Annotated in this window: 21 protein-coding genes; 8 read left to right on the top strand and 13 right to left on the bottom strand. The window is 70.4% G+C overall.

What is annotated here, in order from left to right; all coding sequences use genetic code 11:
• Nucleotide 1: 1 nt before the first annotated feature.
• On the bottom strand, nt 2-1,345 hold the full coding sequence (locus AB0L06_RS32645) for a DUF2252 domain-containing protein (RefSeq protein WP_500234988.1): 1,344 nt from the start codon (nt 1,343-1,345) through the stop codon (nt 2-4).
• Between the two features lie 138 nt (nt 1,346-1,483).
• On the opposite strand from AB0L06_RS32645, the gene AB0L06_RS32640 reads away from it, so the two are divergent.
• On the top strand, nt 1,484-2,188 hold the full coding sequence (locus AB0L06_RS32640; protein ID WP_500234987.1) for a class I SAM-dependent methyltransferase: 705 nt from the start codon (nt 1,484-1,486) through the stop codon (nt 2,186-2,188).
• A 36-nt stretch (nt 2,189-2,224) separates the two neighbouring features.
• Here the strand turns inward: AB0L06_RS32640 and AB0L06_RS32635 are convergent, their stop codons facing one another.
• A complete protein-coding gene (locus AB0L06_RS32635; RefSeq protein ID WP_500234986.1) occupies nt 2,225-2,464 on the bottom strand; it encodes an EF-hand domain-containing protein in 240 nt (79 codons plus the stop codon).
• Nucleotides 2,465-2,664: 200 nt separating this feature from the next.
• Here AB0L06_RS32635 and AB0L06_RS32630 point away from each other — a divergent pair, with 200 nt between their 5' ends.
• Nucleotides 2,665-2,976, top strand: coding sequence for a hypothetical protein (locus AB0L06_RS32630; protein ID WP_500234985.1), 312 nt, complete (start codon nt 2,665-2,667; stop codon nt 2,974-2,976).
• 111 nt (nt 2,977-3,087) lie between these two features.
• On the opposite strand, the gene AB0L06_RS32625 is transcribed toward AB0L06_RS32630, so the two are convergent.
• Nucleotides 3,088-3,567, bottom strand: a complete 480-nt coding sequence (locus AB0L06_RS32625) for a hypothetical protein (protein ID WP_500234984.1) — start codon at nt 3,565-3,567, stop codon at nt 3,088-3,090.
• 252 nt (nt 3,568-3,819) lie between these two features.
• Here AB0L06_RS32625 and AB0L06_RS32620 point away from each other — a divergent pair, with 252 nt between their 5' ends.
• Together AB0L06_RS32620 and AB0L06_RS32615 are read left to right on the top strand one after the other, a co-directional pair.
• On the top strand, nt 3,820-4,074 hold the full coding sequence (locus tag AB0L06_RS32620; RefSeq protein WP_500234983.1) for a hypothetical protein: 255 nt from the start codon (nt 3,820-3,822) through the stop codon (nt 4,072-4,074).
• Between the two features lie 25 nt (nt 4,075-4,099).
• Nucleotides 4,100-4,903 (top strand): phosphotransferase, encoded by an 804-nt coding sequence (locus AB0L06_RS32615; protein WP_500234982.1) that lies wholly within the window; start codon nt 4,100-4,102, stop codon nt 4,901-4,903.
• Between the two features lie 142 nt (nt 4,904-5,045).
• Here AB0L06_RS32615 and AB0L06_RS32610 read toward each other — a convergent pair whose 3' ends face one another.
• From AB0L06_RS32610 to AB0L06_RS32600, 3 genes are all read right to left on the bottom strand, one after another.
• A complete protein-coding gene (locus AB0L06_RS32610; protein ID WP_500234981.1) occupies nt 5,046-5,468 on the bottom strand; it encodes a DUF4190 domain-containing protein in 423 nt (140 codons plus the stop codon).
• A gap of 410 nt (nt 5,469-5,878) precedes the next feature.
• Nucleotides 5,879-6,460, bottom strand: coding sequence for a BP74-related protein (locus tag AB0L06_RS32605; RefSeq protein WP_500234980.1), 582 nt, complete (start codon nt 6,458-6,460; stop codon nt 5,879-5,881).
• Between the two features lie 144 nt (nt 6,461-6,604).
• Complete coding sequence (locus AB0L06_RS32600; RefSeq protein WP_500234979.1) at nt 6,605-8,146, bottom strand: RCC1 domain-containing protein; 1,542 nt, start codon at nt 8,144-8,146, stop codon at nt 6,605-6,607.
• A gap of 348 nt (nt 8,147-8,494) precedes the next feature.
• Between AB0L06_RS32600 and AB0L06_RS32595 the strand changes: the two genes are divergently transcribed.
• Both AB0L06_RS32595 and AB0L06_RS32590 read left to right on the top strand, forming a co-directional pair.
• Nucleotides 8,495-8,947 (top strand): nitroreductase family deazaflavin-dependent oxidoreductase, encoded by a 453-nt coding sequence (locus AB0L06_RS32595; protein ID WP_500234978.1) that lies wholly within the window; start codon nt 8,495-8,497, stop codon nt 8,945-8,947.
• Between the two features lie 132 nt (nt 8,948-9,079).
• Nucleotides 9,080-9,850 (top strand): DUF899 family protein, encoded by a 771-nt coding sequence (locus AB0L06_RS32590; protein WP_500234977.1) that lies wholly within the window; start codon nt 9,080-9,082, stop codon nt 9,848-9,850.
• Between the two features lie 101 nt (nt 9,851-9,951).
• Here the strand turns inward: AB0L06_RS32590 and AB0L06_RS32585 are convergent, their stop codons facing one another.
• The gene (locus AB0L06_RS32585; RefSeq protein ID WP_500234976.1) at nt 9,952-11,397 is read right to left on the bottom strand and encodes an MFS transporter; all 1,446 of its coding nucleotides are present in this window, start codon (nt 11,395-11,397) and stop codon (nt 9,952-9,954) included.
• A 180-nt stretch (nt 11,398-11,577) separates the two neighbouring features.
• Here AB0L06_RS32585 and AB0L06_RS32580 point away from each other — a divergent pair, with 180 nt between their 5' ends.
• The gene (locus AB0L06_RS32580; RefSeq protein WP_500234975.1) at nt 11,578-12,531 is read left to right on the top strand and encodes a helix-turn-helix transcriptional regulator; all 954 of its coding nucleotides are present in this window, start codon (nt 11,578-11,580) and stop codon (nt 12,529-12,531) included.
• A gap of 58 nt (nt 12,532-12,589) precedes the next feature.
• Entirely contained in the window at nt 12,590-13,327 is a 738-nt protein-coding gene (locus tag AB0L06_RS32575) for an alpha/beta hydrolase (protein ID WP_500234974.1), read from the top strand.
• Between the two features lie 152 nt (nt 13,328-13,479).
• Here the strand turns inward: AB0L06_RS32575 and AB0L06_RS32570 are convergent, their stop codons facing one another.
• The 6 genes from AB0L06_RS32570 to AB0L06_RS32545 form a co-directional block, all read right to left on the bottom strand.
• Nucleotides 13,480-14,295 carry an inositol monophosphatase family protein gene (locus tag AB0L06_RS32570; RefSeq protein WP_500234973.1) on the bottom strand — a complete coding sequence of 272 codons (816 nt, stop codon included), beginning with the start codon at nt 14,293-14,295 and terminating at the stop codon, nt 13,480-13,482.
• Between the two features lie 147 nt (nt 14,296-14,442).
• Nucleotides 14,443-14,955, bottom strand: a complete 513-nt coding sequence (locus tag AB0L06_RS32565) for a GNAT family N-acetyltransferase (protein ID WP_500234972.1) — start codon at nt 14,953-14,955, stop codon at nt 14,443-14,445.
• Nucleotides 14,956-15,014: 59 nt separating this feature from the next.
• On the bottom strand, nt 15,015-16,091 hold the full coding sequence (gene rsgA / locus AB0L06_RS32560) for a ribosome small subunit-dependent GTPase A (RefSeq protein WP_500234971.1): 1,077 nt from the start codon (nt 16,089-16,091) through the stop codon (nt 15,015-15,017).
• Between the two features lie 679 nt (nt 16,092-16,770).
• On the bottom strand, nt 16,771-17,274 hold the full coding sequence (locus AB0L06_RS32555; protein WP_500234970.1) for a hypothetical protein: 504 nt from the start codon (nt 17,272-17,274) through the stop codon (nt 16,771-16,773).
• A gap of 150 nt (nt 17,275-17,424) precedes the next feature.
• Complete coding sequence (locus AB0L06_RS32550; protein ID WP_500234969.1) at nt 17,425-17,973, bottom strand: AAA family ATPase; 549 nt, start codon at nt 17,971-17,973, stop codon at nt 17,425-17,427.
• Between the two features lie 46 nt (nt 17,974-18,019).
• The gene (locus tag AB0L06_RS32545) at nt 18,020-18,625 is read right to left on the bottom strand and encodes a TetR/AcrR family transcriptional regulator (RefSeq protein ID WP_500234968.1); all 606 of its coding nucleotides are present in this window, start codon (nt 18,623-18,625) and stop codon (nt 18,020-18,022) included.
• Between the last annotated feature and the right edge of the window lie 68 nt (nt 18,626-18,693).

The following is an 18,693-nucleotide window of genomic DNA, read 5'->3' as shown; positions in this document are numbered from 1 at the left end:
GTCAGGACTCCCAGAGCACCGAGAGCGGGCCCTGGCGGGAGCGGAAGGCGTCCACGAACAGGCGGTGGTCGTCCCGGACGATCGCGGCGTAGCCGGTGCCGAAGGCGACCATGGCCTCGACGAAGGCGTCCTCGTCGGTGATCGCGGCGGTCACGGCGTCCTCGACCTGGAAGCCGACCAGGGTGTGGTCGGAGTCGCTGTCGGACACGCAATGGATCTTCGCGGTGGCGCGGCCGAGGTGCTCCAGGACGGGCAGCATCTCGTCCGGCTCGGTGAGGGCGGCCCAGTCGAGGTCGGCCTCGTACGGGGAGAGCTCCTGGACGACGAAACCGGTGCCGTCGATCTCGGTGTGGCCGAGCCACGGGTCGGTGGCGGCCTGGAGGGCGCGGCGCGACACGGCCGTCCGGTGGCCGTGGTGCTGGAAGTAGTCGCGGATGCGCGGGTCGTCCACGACGCGGGACGGCGCGGCGATGTTGCCCTGCTTCATCGACAGGATGACGTCGTTCTCCAGCGCCTGCGTGTGCCCCTCGACCAGGATCGTGTACGCCGACAGCCCGGCCGAGCCGATCCCGAAACCGGACGATCCGACGACATCCTTCAGGGTGTAGGTGAGGCTGCCGAAGCGGCGGTCCTTCGGGATGGTCTCCAGGTAGGCGGCGTAGGCCTTCTCGACCTTCGCGCGCTCCTCGCCGTCCAGCCGCCGGACGCCGGGACCGTCCGCGAACCGGCGCTCGTGCCGCTCGACCAGCGTCATCGAGTCCAGCAGCGCGACGCGCGTCGAGCCGAGCGCGTCGATCAGGACGTCCCTCACGTACCCGGTGGCGGTGTCGAGGGTGATCGCGAACTTCTCGTCGCCGTCGTGCGTGGCGAAGTGCCGCACCTGGTCCACGTACGCGCGGACGTAGGTCTCGATCAGCCGCCGGATGGACGCGTCGGAGATCGCCTTCCCCCACGCCAGCAGCGCCAGGCTCGCCACGAACCGCTTGACGTCCCAGGTGAACGGCCCGAGGTAGGCCTCGTCGAAGTCGTTCACGTCGAAGACGAACAGGCCGTCGGCGCTCATGTAGGTGCCGAAGTTCTGCGCGTGCAGGTCGCCCTGGATCCAGACGCGGGAGGTCCGCTCGTCCGCCCACGGGTCGTCGTCGGACGCGACGTCGGCGTAGAACAGCGGGGCGCTGCCGCGATAGAAGGCGAACGGGTCGGCGGCCATGCGGCGGAACCGCCGGCGGAACTCGGCCGGGCTCCTCCGCATCAGGTCGCGGTACGCCTCCGCCAGGACGTCGACGATCCGCTCCTGGCGTTCCGCGGGCGTCAGGTCGCGCAGAACCTGGGTGATGCTCGCCATCCGGCACTCCTCCACGAGGGCCTCGGGCCCCGCCGCCACCGGCGGGACAAAGGGCCCATTCTGCCGGTATCGGACGCCCCGAAAGCCCTTATGTCACAGGGCTTTCCACCTTCCGCGCCACCGCGGGAGGGGAGGCCGGTGGACGGTCCGCCCGTCACCCCGGGTAAGAAGGTCACCATGAACGACCGTCCCGAGTCCCGCCCGTCCGCGATCATCGACACGGACCCCACCGGCCCCGCCGCGTCGCACTGGCAGGACGTCTACAAGACGCGCTCCGCCGACGAGGTCAGCTGGTTCCAGGCCGAGCCCCAGCCGTCCCTGGACCTGATCCGCGCGGCGTCCGTCCGGGGCTCGGCCATCGACGTCGGCGGCGGCGCCTCGTCCCTGGCCGCCCACCTCGTCCGGGACGGGTTCGACCACGTCACGGTGCTGGACCTCTCCGCCGAGGCCCTCGAGACCGCCCGTGAAGCCGTCAAGGACGCCCCGGGCGCGGACGCGATCCGCTGGCTCCACGCCGACCTGCTGGCCTGGCGTCCGGACCGGACCTTCGACCTCTGGCACGACCGGGCGGTCTTCCACTTCCTGACCGACCCGTCCGACCGCGCCGCCTACCTGGCCACCCTGCGCGCCGCGCTCGCCCCCGGCGGCACGGTCGTCCTGGGCGGCTTCGGCCCCGAGGGCCCCACCCACTGCTCCGGCCTGCCCGTGGCCCGCCGCAGCACCGACGAGCTCGCCGCCGAACTCGGCGACGACTTCACGACCCTGGACGCCCGCACCCAGGTCCACCACACCCCCGCGGGCGCGTCCCAGTCCTTCTCCTGGCTGACCGCCCGCCGCCGCTGACCGTCCGCCCGGGGCCCGCGGGGCCGGGTCCCGGGTTCAGGCGTCGCCGCCGAGCTCCGGAAGGTTCTCGGCCAGCGGCACGAACTCGTCCGCCGACAGGAACCCGTTCCCGTCGGTGTCGAACTCGGCGAACAGCGCCTTGACCAGCCCGGACAGGTCGGCCACCTCGGCGGCCGGGAACATCCCCGCGATCGCCGCGGTCACCTCGTCCACGGTGAGCTGACCGTCCCCGTCGGTGTCGTACTGCGCGAACACCGCCTCGAACTTCTCGGACATGAGAATTCCCCCTTCCCTCCGTCAACAATGGCCCCCGATCGTAACGGCTCCCCCACAACCCCCGCCGCCCCAGGTCCCGCCTCCCCACCCTCCCCCGGCGGAGCGCCGCGCCCGCCTCAGCAACCAGGGCCCCGGAGAGCACCGCGCCACACCTCGGCAAGTAACTTAAAGCCATCGATCACACTCAAGGAGTGATGTTCATGGCACGTCGATCAGCCGTCCTGTTCGGCGCTCTCGCGGCCGCCGCACTCGCCCAGGCGGTCTCCGTCGCCGGTCCCGCCCAGGCCGAGCAGGCCCCCAAAGGCGAGGCCACCATCTGCGACCAGATGGACATACAGCTGCCCAACATCCTCGGACAGCACTGCGACACCCGTCGACGGGGCGGACTCCGCGACTTCCTCATCACCTACCGCGACGACCGCCAGCAAAGGTTCCTCTGCCATACAGGACGAGCCGACGGCTCCCTCTGGGTCAGAGGCCAGAACTGCCGACCGTCCCCCCAACACGGCTGACCCTCTCCGAACGATCGCGCGCCGCGCCTGGAGTGGCCACGAATCCGGCGCGGTCGGGAGGATCCACCCCTGGTCGCCATCGGTGACGACACCGGCTTCCCGGGTGCCTGGTCACCGGCGGGATGCGGCCTCAGCGGCGCGCTGGAGTGAGATCCGGACCAGGAGGCGGTGGATCAGCGAGACCGGCGGCCAGACGACCCGGGCTCTGCGGCGCTTGTAGGTGACGAACGTCGACCAGACGAAGGTGTCGTCGAGCCGTTGGAAGACGTTGTCCGCGTCGAGGGATCCCGATCCGAGCCGGCAGACGACCTCATCGGCACCGTTCGTGACGATCCGCCATCCCAGGATGTGTTCCGGCGACGAGGTCAGCGGCCCCAGCCGCAGTCCGAGGACGAACCGCCAGCCGATGATCATGAACCATCGCAGCGGGGCCGCTGCGCCTTCCCAGATTTCCCGCGCCCATTGCTCCGACGTCCGCTGGTCGCCGGTCGCGATGGCGACTTCGTAGGAGCAGGCGAAGTCGTGCTCCGTGCCTTCGTCGGAACGCGGCTGCGGTGGGATCGTGCGCGCCCTTACCGAGTGACGACTCATCGCCTGATGATGCCTACGCCGAGAGGCCCGCACAACCGGTCGGCGAGGGCTCCCGCAGCGAGACCCGAACCATGGCCTGGCATCGCATATGACAGCTGCGCAGATTAAGGAGCCGACTTCGGTTTGACTGTTTGTTGCCCAGACGCCCGGGACGAGCGTCAGGACCCTCGCAACTACATCCGGGGCGTGCCGACACCACCGGTGGATCAGGCATGGCACCTGAGCCTTCAGCGGACCGAGGTGTACGTTCCGATGAGCCTGGCACTCGCCGGGTCGTTCATCCACCACCATCCGGTCATGGACGACGACATCCGCTCGGGAGCGGCGCTGGCACGGACCATCCCCCACCTGCACGCCACGGGCTACTTCGTGGACCCGGAGTTCTGGGAGGGAGAAGCCGGGTCGAGCTGCTGCCCGCCCGAGTGCAACGACCAAGGCGGGTTCCGGGAGTCCGGGGAGGACTGGCGCGGGTTCCTGCCCTCGGACGCGAACACCATCCGCGTCTGATCGAGTGATCCAGGAAGGGCCTCACGTGCGAAGTGACCGGACCGAACTGCCCGAGGATCTGCGTGCCCTGATCGAGGTCGAGACCGGCTCGGTCCGGGAGATCGTTCCGGCCTCCAAGGGCGATCACGCGGATATCGCGTCCAGCCTCACCACCGAGAACGGGCGGGTGTTCGTGAAGGCCGCACGCAAACTGGAAGACCGGGACGGCCCCGAGGTCGTGTCGCTGCGCCGTGAGGCCGCCGTCAATCCGGCCGTGCGCGAGTTCGCCCCCCGGTTGCGTTGGCAGGCGGAGACCGAGGGGTGGCTCGTACTGGGCTTCGACCATGTGGAGGGCCGCCATGCCGACTTCACCCCGGGATCGCCCGACCTGGACGTCCTGGCGGAGACCATCCACGCTGTCCAGGACACACCGTGTCCTGCGGCCCCGATGCCGACGGCCGAACGACGCTGGCAGAAGTACGCCGGCGATCCCACAGCGTTCAGCGGTGGCGCGCTGCTGCACACCGACCTGAACGAGGACAACCTGATCATCACCGAGGACGGTGGTGCCTACGTGGTGGACTGGGCGTTCGTCACGCGCGGCGCACCCTGGCTGGAGCTGATGATGCTGATGCCCTGGCTGATCGGAGCCGGACACGAACCCGCGAGCGCCGACGCCTGGGCCGCCCGGTTCCCGTCCTGGGCTCAGGCCCCGGCGGACGTCCTCGACCTCTTCACCGTCGGGTTCGCCGCACACTGGCGCCGCGCCGGGAAGGCCCGCCCTGAGGGGTGGATCAGCCGCCACGCCAAGCTCACCGGCCAATGGGCGGCATACCGGCAGAACCAATAGCCGGGACGCCGTGTCGGCGGCACCGACAAAGCTGGTGGTAGGCGCCGTCGGGGTGGCCGAATCTGCCCTCGCGGACGCGTAGTGGAACTCCTCAGGGTGGTCGCTCGGTCGCGTCGGGCGTGCCTGGCGGATCCGGTGGAGTTCAGTTGCTGAGGACGACGAAGGCGATCACGGCGATGACCACCGCGACGATCCACAGGCTCACCCCGATGTAGCCCGTGACGAGCCCGGCGATGGCCATGCCACGTCCGGTCTCGCCGGTTCGTTTGATGCGGCTGAGCGCGATATGGCCGAACACGATCGCCAGAACCGAGGAGATGATGCCGAACAGCCCGACGAAAACGAGGACGAGCGAGGCGAGGAGGCAGAAGAGTCCGAAGGCACCGGTGATGAATGCGGTGATCGCCATCCCGTTGGGGTTGCCCGGAGCCGCGCCGGGCGGCACTCCGTAGGGGCCGAACGGCACCTGCTGACCGTACGGGGCTTGCTGGCCATACGGGTTTTGTTGGCCATACGTGTACGGCTGTGGCTGTGGCTGTGGCTGGCCGGGCGGACCGCCGTACACCTCCCCGTACTGCTGCCCCCACCCGCCTTGACCTTGCCCCGGCGGGGCGCCCCAACTCTGCTGCTGGGGCGGCGGCTGCCCTGCGTAGGGATCGATTCCGGACGGTCCGTCCTCAGGCGGCGGTTGTTCCGGCGGTCGAGTCATACGTTCCATTTAGGCATATGAACGCTTCCCCGAGAACCCGTCCCTTACCTGTTGGAGCGTGTCCTAATCATCGCTCTCGGAGGGTTTAGTGGATTGGTGTGAGACATCGGAGAAGTGCGCCTTGGTGCGGGAGGGAACAGAGAGGCCGGGCGGGTTTTCGCTCCGCCCGGCCGAGATCAGTCGTGACCGTCCTCGCGTGATGAACGTCAGCCGGAGAGCGCACGGGCGCCGAAGGCGGGGACGGTTCCGGCTTCACCCCTGGACGGTCAGGACACGGCGTGGGTTCGGGTGCGGGCATTGAAGCGGTAGAAGGGGATCTCGCGGACGAGCCTGGAGCTCCAGGGGCACCACACGCAGCCGGGCAGGAAGGCGCCGCAGGCCTCGTCGAGGTGCTCTTCGGTGTAGGAGATGCTGGCGTCGCAGACCTCGATGGCCGAGTCGAAGAACTCGATGCTGTCGGGGTCCAGGTGGAAGTTCCAGCGGGGATTGTAGAGGGCGGTCCTCTTGATGATCCGGCCGAGGACGTGGGGCCTCTCCCTCGTCTCGCCCCTGACGAGCCGCCGGGCGTGCTCGATCTTGTCCCTGTCCCTGAGCTCGATGACGAAGCGGTTGCGCCCGTTGGTGTCGGTCATCTCGAAGTAGGCGCGGTGCGCGGCGAGGTGGCGCGGGGCGTGGACGGGCAGGTGGGCCATGGCGGCCTCGGCCTTCGGGCAGACGCGCCCGTTGGACGGCGCGGACCGGGCGGTCGGCGCCGTCGGGGCCGCCGCGTGCGCGGCGGGACCGGCGATGCCGGTGGCGAGCGCACCGGCGAGCGCGGTCGTGGTCAGCAGTGCGGCGAGTCGACGCATTGCGGAGCTCCCTTGTGATCTGTGAGGCGGGCCGGCGAAGCAGGCCCGACAACCTCCTCACTACTTTTCGCAGTCACGTGACTACCAAACGTAGTTTCCGGTGCTAGTCGCGGGTGCGATCGAGCTCGGGCGAGGGTCGACGCGTCAGCTCGTCCCGCCGCGCCTCCGAGGCGCCAAAATGACCGTGAGCGCGGGCGAGGCGGATCGCGAGCAAACGGCGTTGCCCTCGTAGCGGGCGATGATGCGGTGAGGGCCTTTGCCCAGGTGGGACGGGGTGAGGGTCGCGGTGGCGGCGGCGTTCAGGTCGGTGGCCCCGACGACCGTGGCGCCCTCCAGGAAGGTGACGGGTCCGGTCAGGGTGGTGGCGGCGCCGCAGGTCACCTTCGCCTTCAGGCGGGTTCGTCCGCCCCTGCCGGCGATCGCGGCCAGGGACGTGGTGCTGCCGCTTCGCGTGTTGGCCAGGACGAGGGACGAGTCGCTGGTCGCGGCGACCCCGGTGGCGGGTCCCGCCGCCTTGGGCAGCGGCATGAACGTGAGGGACGAGCGCATGGAGACCGCGCCGTCCCCGATCTGTCCGGTGTGGTTCGCTCCCCAGGCCAGGACGCGCCCATCGGACGTCAGGGCGAGGCTGTGGGACGAGCCCGCGGCGACCTGTGTGAACGTGACGCCGGTCGGCATGTCGTTCTCGATCGGGATCTTCTGGATGTCGGCCGGTCCCGGCCCCAGCTGGCCGGACTTGTTCGCCCCCCACACCAGGACGTGGCCCTCCGTGGTCAGGCCGAGGGTGTGGTCGTCCCCGGCGGCGATCTGGGTGACGGACTCGTCCGTCGGCACGCCCGCCCACACGGGGGTGGTCCGGTTCTTGGTGGTGCCGTCGCCGAGCTGGCCGAGGTCGTTGCGTCCCCACGCCAGAAGGCGACCGTCCGGGGTCACGGCGAAGCTCTGCGAGTTCCGGCCCGCGTCGATGGCGGACGCGGTGATCCCCGCGGGCAACGGGACGAAGCTCGGTATCACGTGGCCGACGCCGCTGCCGTCCCCCAGTTCCCCGAACATGTTGTCGCCCCAGGCCAGGACACGTCCGTCCGACGTCAACGCGAGGCTGTGATAGTTCCCGCCCGCGACGTGGGCGACGGTCACTCCCCGAGGAAGGCGGACGAACACGGGCGTGATTCGCGAGGTGGACGATCCGTCGCCGAGCTGCCCGCTCGTGTTGCGCCCCCACGCCAGGACGCGTCCGTCCGACGTCAACGCGAGGCTGTGGTCGCCTCCGGCGGCGACCTGGGTGATCCTCACGCCTTCGGGCATGCGCGTGAACACGGGCGTCGTCCGCAGGGTGGACGTGGCGTCGCCAAGCTGGCCGACGTCGTTGCGCCCCCACGCCAGGACACGTCCGTCCGAGGTCAGACCGAGAGTGTGGGCGTCGCCGCCGGACTCCTGGACGAGGGAGACGCCGCGCGGCAGACGGGTCCTGACCGGGGCGTCGCGTTCGGTCGTGCTGCCGTCCCCGAGGACGCCCGAGTCGTTGCCGCCCGTGCCGAGGGCGAGTTCGCTGGGAGCCGCCGCGTCCGCCGGGCGAAGGACGGCCATGCCCGCGGCGACCACCAGCACGGCGGTCAGACCGCAGAGGCGCCTCCGGGCCGCGTCGCGCCTCGGCTTTCCGTCAAGAGCGGCCGTCCGTGCGTCCATCAGCGATCCCCCCGTGAGTCCGTCCGGCGGCCATCTTGGCGCACCCCGGATCGCCGTCACCGGATTTACCTGCAGAGACACAAAGAGCAGTCCCCCCGGTGATCGCAAGATGACCTCACGAAAACACACCCCCGAAACGTCCACCGGACACCGGGGAAAGACAGGATGTGCTGCTCACTCGTCCTGTCCTGACGACTCCGCAGATTGCCGAGGATGCCTGGCATGGCCTGTCCGGGGAGGAATGGAGCGTGCGCTGACGGCGCTTGTTCTGCTCGTAGGCCGGTGCCGGGTGGTTGGTATCCGTGGGGATACCGGAGGGCTCGGTAGTGTCCGGCGGGCGGTCGGAGCGTGGGGGCTGAGGTCCACGACAGTCCCAACGCGTGGATCGCCGAGCACATCCGGCGTTTCGAGGAGACCGGTGGAACGCCGCGGCCCGGGGTGAACGACCTGCTCCTGACGACCCGCGGGCGCCGGAGCGGCGAGCTGCAGCGCACCGCGCTCGTCTACGCGCCGGACGGTGACCGCTACGTCCTGGCGGCGTCCAACCGGGGCGCGGACCGCCACCCGGCCTGGTACCTCAACCTGCTCGCCGAGCCGCTCGTCACCGTCCAGGTCGGACGCGAGACCTTCACGGCGCGGGCCCGGACCACCACCGCGGAGGAGTGTCCACACCTCTGGGAGCTGATGGTGTCGCAGAGGCCGGAGTACGGCGGATACCAGCAGCAGACCGCCCGAGAAATCCCCGTCGTCATCCTGGAACGTGCCCACGAGCTGGCCGACGAAGACTCAGACGCCGTCTGATCAACGCCCATCAGGCGGGGCGCGGTCGGCGTGGTTCGTCCTTGCTCCGCCGCGATGAGTTTTGGGTGGGGGGCGGGTCTCAGTGGTGACCGTCGTAGGACGGGGCTCGGTACGAGACACCACGGAGGAACCATGACGGACGAAACGAACACCGCGCTGCCCGGACGCCCGCCCGTCGTCGACATGGCCGCCTGGCAGGCCGCCCGCGACGAGCTGCTGGTCCGGGAGAAGGCCCACACCCGTGAGGGGGACGCGCTCGCCGCGGCCCGGCGGCGGCTGCCGATGGTGGAGTTCGACGGGAAGGTCGAGGTCGTCGGGCCCGACGGCCCGGTCCCGTTCCTCGACCTGTTCCAGGGCCGGGACGAGCTCGTCGTCTACAAGCACATGTGGCACGACGGCGCGCCTCACCAGGGGCAGTGCGAGGGCTGCACCGTCACGGCGTGGCACATGAGGGACGCCGCGTACCCCAACGCCCGCGGGGTCTCGACCGCCATCGTGACCACGGGCCGGTGGGACGAGGTGGCCCCCTTCGTCGAGTTCATGGGCTACACGCAGCCCTGGTACTCGGTGCGTGACCTGGACGAGCCGATCGGCGGCGACATGGGTTACCTCACCGCCTACCTGCGGGACGGGGACCGGACGTTCCTCACCTACTCGACGACGGGACGCGGCATCGAGCCGGTCGACGGGTCCTTCGCCCTGCTCGACAGGACGCCGTACGGACGCGGCGAGGCCTGGGAGGACAAGCCGGAGGGCTGGCCCAAGGGCAGCCACCCGTGCTGGTACTGGCGCTCGGGCTCCGACGGGGTCCCCACCTGGGGCCCGACCAGCCGCCCCGTCCCCCAGTGGACCCGCCCGGGCGCGACCCCCGAGACGACCCTCGGCCGCCAGGGCCACCACTGACCTTCCGCCGGACGACGCCCTTGAAGGCCGGTGCGCGATCCGGGTCGCGCCGGTTCCGAGGGCGTCGTCCACCGTCCGACCGGACGAGCGGAACGCTGTCGTCAGCGGACGCCCGGTCGAGGACCGCGTAGGAAGAGGGCGCTGGTCAGGACGCCGACGAGGACGATCGCGGCGTTCACGGCTATCGCGGCCTTCAGGCCGCCGAGGATGGCGGAGGCCCCTGCGGCGGTGGCGACGGCGCTCATGATCGGGGTGCCCATCGTGATGCCGACCTGCTGGGTCATGGTGGCGAGGCCGGTGGCCAGGCCCTGTTCGCGGTCGGCGAGTCCCGAGGTGGCGGTGACCATGAAGGCGACGATGACGAGCATGTTGCCGACGCCGCCGGCGAAGCTGGCGGGCAGCATGAGCCACATCCACGAGCGGTCGTCGCCGAGGCCGAGCAGGGCCGCGGTGAAGACGGTCTGCGCGATGCCGCCCACGATGAGCGTCCGCTTGCTGCCGATCCGTCCGATGACCTTCGGGGCCGTGGTGCCGCCCAGGACCGTCCCCAGGCCGAGGACGCCGAAGGACAGGCCGGCGGTGAGCGGGGAGAAGCCGAGCACGTTCTGGAGGTAGAGGGTCAGAGGGAAGACCAGGGACGTCTCGGTGAGGAACGCGATCAGGCCGGCGACGTTCCCCCAGGCCACCGACCGCTTGCCGAGCACGGCGAGCGGCACCAGCGGCGCGGGCACCCTGCGTTCGACGGCGTGGAACACCAGCAGCAGCACCACGCCCGCCGCCAGCGACGTCAGGGCGCCCGCCGAGCCCCAGCCCTTCTCCCCCGCCCGCGTGAGCCCGAAGACGATGGCGAGCAGGCCGAGCGTGACGCTGACGGCGCCCGGCACGTCCAGCTTCGGGCGCTCGTCCGGACGGGACTCCTTGATGACCCTCGGGGCGATGAGCAGGACGGCCAGGGCGACGGGCACGTTGACGAAGAACGCCCATCGCCACGACAGCAGGTCGGTCAGCAGGCCGCCGAGGACGGCTCCGGTGGTGAAGCCGGTGGACATCAAGGCCCCGTTCAGGCCGAGCGCCTTCTCCCGCAGCGGGCCCTCCGGGAACGAGGTCGTCATCAGCGACAGTCCGGCGGGTGTCACGGCGGCGGTGGCCAGCCCCTGGAGGACGCGGGCCGCGATGAGCGTCTCCGGGTTCCGGGCCAGCCCGCCCACGAGCGAGGCCGCGCCCAGGACCACCAGGCCGCCGAGGAAGATCCGGCGGCGTCCGAACAGGTCCGCGACCCGGCCGAAGAGCAGGGTGAAGCCCGCCGCGCACAGCGCGAACGAGGTGGCGATCCACTGCAGGTGCGCCATCGGGAAGCCCAGGCCCTTGCCGATCACCGGCAGCGCCACGTTCAGGATGGCGAAGTCCACGGCCAGCATGAACTGCGTCGCGAGCAGCAGCACCAGCACCAGCCGGAGCCGGGGCGTGAGCACGGCCGCCGCCGCGCCGACGGCGCTCCCGGGCCCCGGCGCGGTACCGACCGCCGCCTCCGTTTCAGTGGTGGACATGACGTCCCTTCCTCTCGGTTCCCGACGCGCGGTGCGCTCGGTCGCGTCACCCGCGGTCACGGAGAGAAGGCTCGCCCGCGCCCGGATTCCCAGCCAGAACCCTGCTTTGAGCGGTCGGGGCGAGGGTGGTCATGGCAGCACCCCCCTCACCACTGCCGGCCCTCGGGACGGACGGGCATCATGGGACGTCGGCGGCCGTGCCTGCCGCACTTCCGCGCCGACCTGGAGGAATGGATGGACGCGTCGTCCGAGCTGGGAGAGTTCCTCAAGTCGCGCCGCGCCGCGGTGCGGCCCGAGGAGTTCGGCATCACCCCGCATCCGACCCGGCGCCGTGTCGCCGGGCTGCGCCGCGAGGAGCTGGCGGCGCTCGCGAACGTCAGCATCACGCACTACACCCGGCTCGAGCAGGGCCGCACGACCGGCGCCTCCGACGGCCTGCTCGAGTCGATCGCGCGCACCCTGCGCCTGTCGGACGACGAGACCGGCCACATGAAGGACCTCGCCCGTCCGCGACCGCCCGGGGCCGCGTCGTCCCGCCTCACGCGTCCCCCGTTGGCGCAGGTCAGCGCCTCGGCCCGGCAGCTGCTGGCGGCCATGGCGGACGTCCCGGCCCTCGTCCTGGACCGGCGCAACGACGTCCTCGCATGGAACCGGCTGGGCCACGCGCTGCTCGCCGGGCACCTGTCGCCCGAGGGCCCCGGAACACCGGAAACCCGTCCCAACATGACCCGCATGCTCTTCCTGGACGAGCGGTACCGGGCGTTGTACGCGAACTGGGACGACCAGGCGGAACTCGCCGTGGCCGCCCTGCGCCTGGTCGCGGGCCGCCACCCCGACGACCGCTCCCTGGCCGAGCTCGTCGGCCAACTCACCATGAACTGCGACGAGTTCGCGTCGCTCTGGGCCCGGCATCCGGTGCGCACCTGCACGTCCGGGGTGAAGCACCTGCGTCACCCACTGGTCGGCGCGATGGAGCTCAGCTTCGAGAACCTCGTCATCCCCGGCAGTTCGGGCCAGCACCTGATCGCCTACACGGCCGAGCCCGGCTCCCCGTCCGAGGCGGCTCTGCGCCTCCTGGGCAGCGCGTCCGTCCCAGCGGCGTCGCCACGGCCCGTCCCATCCCCGAACAGGTGACGGCCGGGGCCGGGCGCCAGCCGAAGGACAAAGGCCGCGGGCGTGAGTGAATGGGGACATGCTCATCGACTTCACGCACGACCATGACGGTGAACGGCTCAGCGGTGTGTGCGGCGGTGACCCTTCCGGGGTCACCGCCGTGGTGCTGCACGGCGCGGGCGCCAGCAGCAGGCAGCGGCTGCTCCCGCTGGTGCGGGAGTTCGTGGCGCGCGGCTGCCGAGGGATCGCCTTCGACTTCTCCGGGCACGGCGAGAGCTCCGGAGAGCTCGGTGAGCTGAGCCTGCGGCGACGGTTCGAGCAGGCGGTCGCGGTGATCGACGCTCACGCGGGGACGGACGGGCCGCTGGCCCTGGTGGGTTTCAGCATGAGCGGCCAGACGGTGGCCGATCTCGTCCGGCACTACGGGGATCGGGTGGCAACGCTGGGACTGTGCGCGCCCGCCGTGTACGCCGCCGAGGCGTGGGACGTGCCGTTCGAGAACGGGAACGGCCGGTTCAGCGGGATCATCCGGCGGCCGGACAGCTGGCGGGAGGCGCCCGCGCTCCAGGTGTTGCGGACGTACGAGGGCCGGGCGGTGCTCGCCGTGCCGGGCACCGACGCGGTGATCCCGCCCGCGGTGACCGAATCCGTCCAGGACGCGCTGGCCGCACGCTCCCGGTATACGCGGTTCGACCTTCCGGACGCACAGCACCAGCTGGGCATGTGGTTCCGCGACCACGAAGCCGACCGACGGGACTTCGTGGACACGATGCTGACCGGCCTGCACGACCACGGCCGGTCGTCCACGCGTCCGTGAATGGCCGGAGTAGCTCATCCACGGCCGGTCGGCCACGCGTGCGTGAATAGCCGGGCAGCTCATCCACGGCCGGTCGGCCATGCGTGCATGAATAGCCGAGCAGCCCATCCACGGCCGAACACCGCGCGGACGCGCCTTGGCCGCCCGTCGGGTCAGGCGGCCGCGGCCGCCTGGTCGGCGATCATCTTCACCAGTGCCTTGTGCGTCAGCTCGTCGGCGGCGACGATCAGTCCGCCCGCGCCGGTGTGCAGCGGCTGCCCGAGGATGCCGGTCACGACGCATCCGGCGGCCTGGCACAGGGCGATCCCGGCGGCGAAGTGCACGCTGTCGTCCAGGTGCCCGTCGGTGACGTAGGCGGCGCGCCGGCCTGCGGCGACCCAGGCCACCGCCAGGGTGGTGGAGACGACGCGCGGCCGGAAGGCGCCGGTGAACTCGGGATCGGTCAGCAGGCGGGCGACCCGGATGCCCGGCGCGTTCGGGAACGGCGGGTCGAGGTTCAGGTCCACCAGCGACGACTCGGCCGAGGGCGCGAGCGGTCGGTCCGTCCCGTCGTGGCGGACGTGGGCGGTGGTGCCGTCCGTCCAGAAGACCTCGTCGTTGAACGGGTCCGCCGACGCCGCCGCGGTGGTCGTCGCCCCTGTCCGCAGTGCCACGTTGACCGCGACCAGCATGTTGCGGACGGCGTAGTTCAGCGTCCCGCACAGGGGGTCGACCATCCAGGTGCGGGACGCGTCGTCCGCGCCGGTGCGTCCGTTCTCCTCGCCCAACACGGCGTCATCCGGCCGCGCCGCCCGGATGATGTCCCGGATGGCCTGCTCCGCCTCCAGATCGGCGACCGTGGCGAAGTCGCCCGCGGACTTCTCCAGCCGCTCCAGCGGAGCCCCGTACCTGGCGCGCACGACGGCCGCTCCGGCCGAAGCCGCGGCGACGGCCAACTCCGCGTCCGTTCCCTGGTTCGTCATAGACATCCGGGCAGGATAGTCAGCGCCCTCAGCCCTTGGAGTGCGGCTGCGGGCTTACCGCATAGCACTTTCGGTGAGCCCTCACGGCTCAGGGTCCGGCACGGTCGCCTGTGGGCGAGCGGGTGATCTCTCGCCCACAGGCATCAACCGGTGCTAGACGCCGAAGGCGGCGGCGTAGCGGATGGTGCCGGACGGCACGGGACGGGCCGGGTCGAGGCTCAGCGCCATCATGTTCTCGTCCGGGACCTCAAAGGGCGGACGGATGCCGTATCGGGAGGCCGGGACGAACCCGAACCGCGGATAGTACGAGGCGTGACCGAGGACGAGGACCAGGTTCTCGCCCGCCTTTCGGGCCGCTTCGAGCGCGGCGTGGATGGCGGCCGAGCCCGCGCCCGTCCCCTGGTGTTCCGGAGGCACGGCGCAGGGCCCGAGCGCGAGGGCCGGGACGTCGTCGACGTGGCAGCGGGTCAGGAGCGCGAAGCCGGTGGCGGCGCCGTCCGGCCCCTCGGCGATCCAGGAGCCCCAGGGCAGCCACGCGTCCGGGTCCTGGCGCAGCGCGTCGACGAGGTCGGCCTCCAACGCGGTCGGGAACGCCGCGAGGTTGATCTCTCGGATCACGCGGCGGTCGTCGTCGGTCTCGAGGCGGGTGGTCCAGGTGGTGGTCATGTCGGTGTTCGATTCCTCAATGTCAGGAAATCCGGGGAACGCGTCGGAACGCTGGGCGTTCATGACCGCTGGTCCCGGAACTTGTAGGTCGCGCGCAGGTGGCGCGTGATGTTCTTGCGCTGGTTGTCGCGGTCCGCCCGCAGGCGCGCGTCCTCGCGGGACGCGGCCCAGGCGGATTCGCGGAGCAGCTTGCGGTAGCTGTCCAGTCGCCGCTGCTGCAGGCTCCCGTCGGCGATCGCGGCGCGCACCGCGCAGCCGGGTTCGCTCTCGTGGGCGCAGTCGGAGAACCGGCAGTCGGCGGCGAGCTCCTCGATCTCGGCGAAGACCTGCTGGATGCCGCTCTCACTGTCGTGGACGCCGACGGCCCGCAGGCCCGGGGTGTCGATGAGGACGCCCCCGCCCGGCAGCCGGATCAGTTCGCGATGGACGGTCGTGTGGCGGCCCTTGCCGTCGTTCGCCCGGACCTCTCCGGTCGCGAGCAGATCGTCGCCGAGCAGGGCGTTGCCCAGGGTGGACTTGCCCGCGCCGGACGGCCCCAGCAGCACGATCGTCCCCGTGAGGACGGCCGCCAGGACGTCCATGCCCTCGCCGGTGACGGAGCTGACCGCCAGGGTTTCGACGCCGGGCGCGAGCGCGGCCACCTCGTCCCGCACCTCGGGGACGGGCCGCTCCGCCCGGTCGGCCTTGGTCAGGACGATGACCGGGACGGCGCCGCTCTCCCAGGCCAGGGCGACCATGCGCTCGATCCGTCCCGCGGGTGCGGAACCGGCGAGCGACTCGGCGACCACGACGGTGTCGACGTTCGCGGCCAGGACCTGGGCATGGGAGGTACGGGACGCCGAGGAGCGCACGATGGCGGTCCGGCGGGGCAGCAAGGCCGCCAACTCCGGCCGTTCGCCGAGCCGCACCGCGGCCCAGTCTCCCGTGCAGGGTGTTCCGGTGGCCGCGGACCAGGCCGCGCGCACCCACCCGTCCGCCGTGACGACGGTGGCGTGGCCGCGGTCGACACGGGCGACGCGTCCAGGCGTCAGATCTGCGGAGCGATGCGCGGAGAAGGCGTGCTCACACGCCTCGTCCCACCCGTAGTCGCGCAGGACGTCGTCGGACGAATCCGAAAGGAAGATCGATGAAAACAACGAAGGAGACCCTTGAATAAGGGGCCTCGGCAGACAGGAGAAGAATCCCGCCGAAGGATGAACGATCCCGCTGAGCGGATCGACTCAGCTCAGTGCAGCCGAGACCCGGGAAACGAGGTTGGTCCGAACGCCGCATGCAACAGCGGCCACCTTCGCGGTCATCAACTCTCGCCTCCCTTCATCCTCGGTCCACATCACATACCGGCAACGCCGATACATACCGGACCCTACCACACGCCTCACCACATGAGCCACATCCATTAACGCCGTCCGAGCCACGCGAGAAGTAGCGAAACAACAGCTCCCGCAACACAAAATACCATTGCGGCCATCGCCATATAGAAAGGAGGCTGCCCGATGCCGTATCCCCACCGCTGAGGGGCCATCAGAAGGAGCAGGTTCACCCCCCAGAACGCCGCGGCAACGACAAGGAAGGCTCCGGCCACACGATCGCCACGGTTCCGCCAGCGCGCGAACAGGAAAAGCGCCGCCGCGATACCGACACCAAACGCTACTTGAAACAAGTGCCTCACCTTTGACTCCGGCATCGCACTTCGCGCAATACCGCATCCTTCACCTGCACTGAGGAAGCGGCCAACAGCCCCCCAAGGCCCCGGAGACGGTTGTCGCATTTACCTGATCCGTACGGCACTCGATGGCATATCGACCACTCGTACATCTATTTACTGCACGCCAGCCGACGGAATTTCGCCAAAGAGGCGATGCGGTCCTTGCCGTATCCACTCGCACCGGGGGCGCTGTAGCGGAAAAGCACCTGACCAGCAGTGAGCAGTGCCAGCTTGTTTTGGTCGGACTCGACGCGGACCGTGATCGAAGAATCCCCGCGATATGCGGTGAGGCGGAACGTGTGATTTTGGCGAAGAATGCCCGGGTCTCCACTTCGCTCCCACCAGTCGCCACCGGCTTCGAGGGGCCACACGCTGACCCCCCGTACCGGGCTCGAACGACGCCACTGGACCTTGACGCCGGCATCGGCGGCTCTGAGGACAGCCTTGTCCACGCCGCTCCGGCAAACCTGGACGACTCCGAGCAGTTCTCCATTGCTCGACTTCGATATTCCAGTGAACCCCACTTGCGCAGGGCCACAGCCCTGCAGAAACAGACAGGGAACGCAGGCGCAGATGACCATCCCGATCCGCTGAAATCGACCGACCGTCAGCACGTCCGATCCTCCGTGTCTGCGACAACGCCCGCCGGGCCCGGCTCTGGCGTCGGCGTGAGTCTCCATCGTCCCGAGCTTGTGCGCCACCCTCTTCGGGCCGTCGGAATGACGAGCTCAGCGGGCCGATGGGCTTCGGTGCGGCAGGGCGGCTCAGGGGAGGTGGGCGGTGACGAAGCGGACGCGGGCCTCCACGGGCGCGCGTGGGAGTTCCAGCAGGTCGTAGCCGTATTTGGTGTAGGTGGCGACCATTGACTCGTAGGTTCGTTCGGCTTCGGCGTGGGACTGTTTCCGCTCGGCGTCCTGTTCGTAGATCTCGGGCCAGGGCGGGGCTATGAACACGCGCGGGTGGTAGCGGAACGCTTCGGCTGCCTTGTGGACGTGCGCGGGGACGGGTCGTCCCTCGAGGCGGAGGTAGCCGACGATGTCGGGGATGCCGCGGTCGAAGAACACCGGTTCCGTCCGCGCCGACATGTCGCGGTAGGAGCGCAGTTCCCAGCCGAGCATCAGCTCGGCGAACAGGTCGACGTCGTCCCAGGGCAGTGCCCGGCCGCCGATGGCCACCTGGTCTTGGATGACTCCCCGTCCGGCCTCGTGTGAGCGCGCGAAACCCTCGCGTTGCAGGGCGTCGATCAGGGTGCTCTTCCCTGAGCCCGGCCCTCCGGTCACCACGATGAACCGCGCCGTCTCCGGTGTGGTCATGCCCGCTCCCCTCCCTGCCACGAAGTGGCCGAGATCTGGATCTCCGTCAGGACGGTTGGACGGACGCGGGGTCCAGGGTTTTGATGGCGGCGTCGATCGTGGTGGCCAGGCGTTCGGGGGCGTGGCCGGCGCGTTCGCGGACCCGGAGGCCGAGGACCGTGGTGAAGAGGAGTTCCACGGACGCGTCGACGTCGAGGTCGGCGGGCAGTTCGCCGGAGCCTCGACCTTCGAGCAGCAGTGAGCGGACGGCCTGACGGGTGACCTCGAAGGCGGCCTCGGTCCGCTCGCGGATCTCGGCGTCAGCGGTGCCGAGTTCGGTCGCGGTGTTCACCACGAAGCAGCCTCGTCCGGGCTCGCCGTCGGACGGGCAGGAGACCAGCCACAGCATCCAGTCCCGCAGCACTTCGCGGACCGGACGGCCCGCGGCGTCCAAGCGCCGTTCGGCCTCGGCGGAGTCGGTGGCGCGGTAGTGGTCGAGCGCGCGCAGGAACAGCGTGTGCTTGTCGGTGAACGTCCGGTACAGGCTGCTGGGCGTGAGTTTGAGTTCGGCGCCCAGGTCCCGGACCGAGGTGGCGTTGTAGCCGCGACGCCAGAAGAGATCGGTCGCCGTGACCACCGCGTCCTGCTCGTCGAACTGCCGAGGGCGTGCCATGCCGTCACACTATCCGCCTTGTGGAGCGATCGTTCCCATACTAGGGTCCACCAGACATACGGGAGCGA

The organism is Spirillospora sp. NPDC052269 (assembly GCF_040679435.1).
Lineage (GTDB): Bacteria > Actinomycetota > Actinomycetes > Streptosporangiales > Streptosporangiaceae > Spirillospora.
Note: the sequence above shows the minus strand (reverse complement) of the source record. Positions and strands in the feature narration are given on the sequence as shown.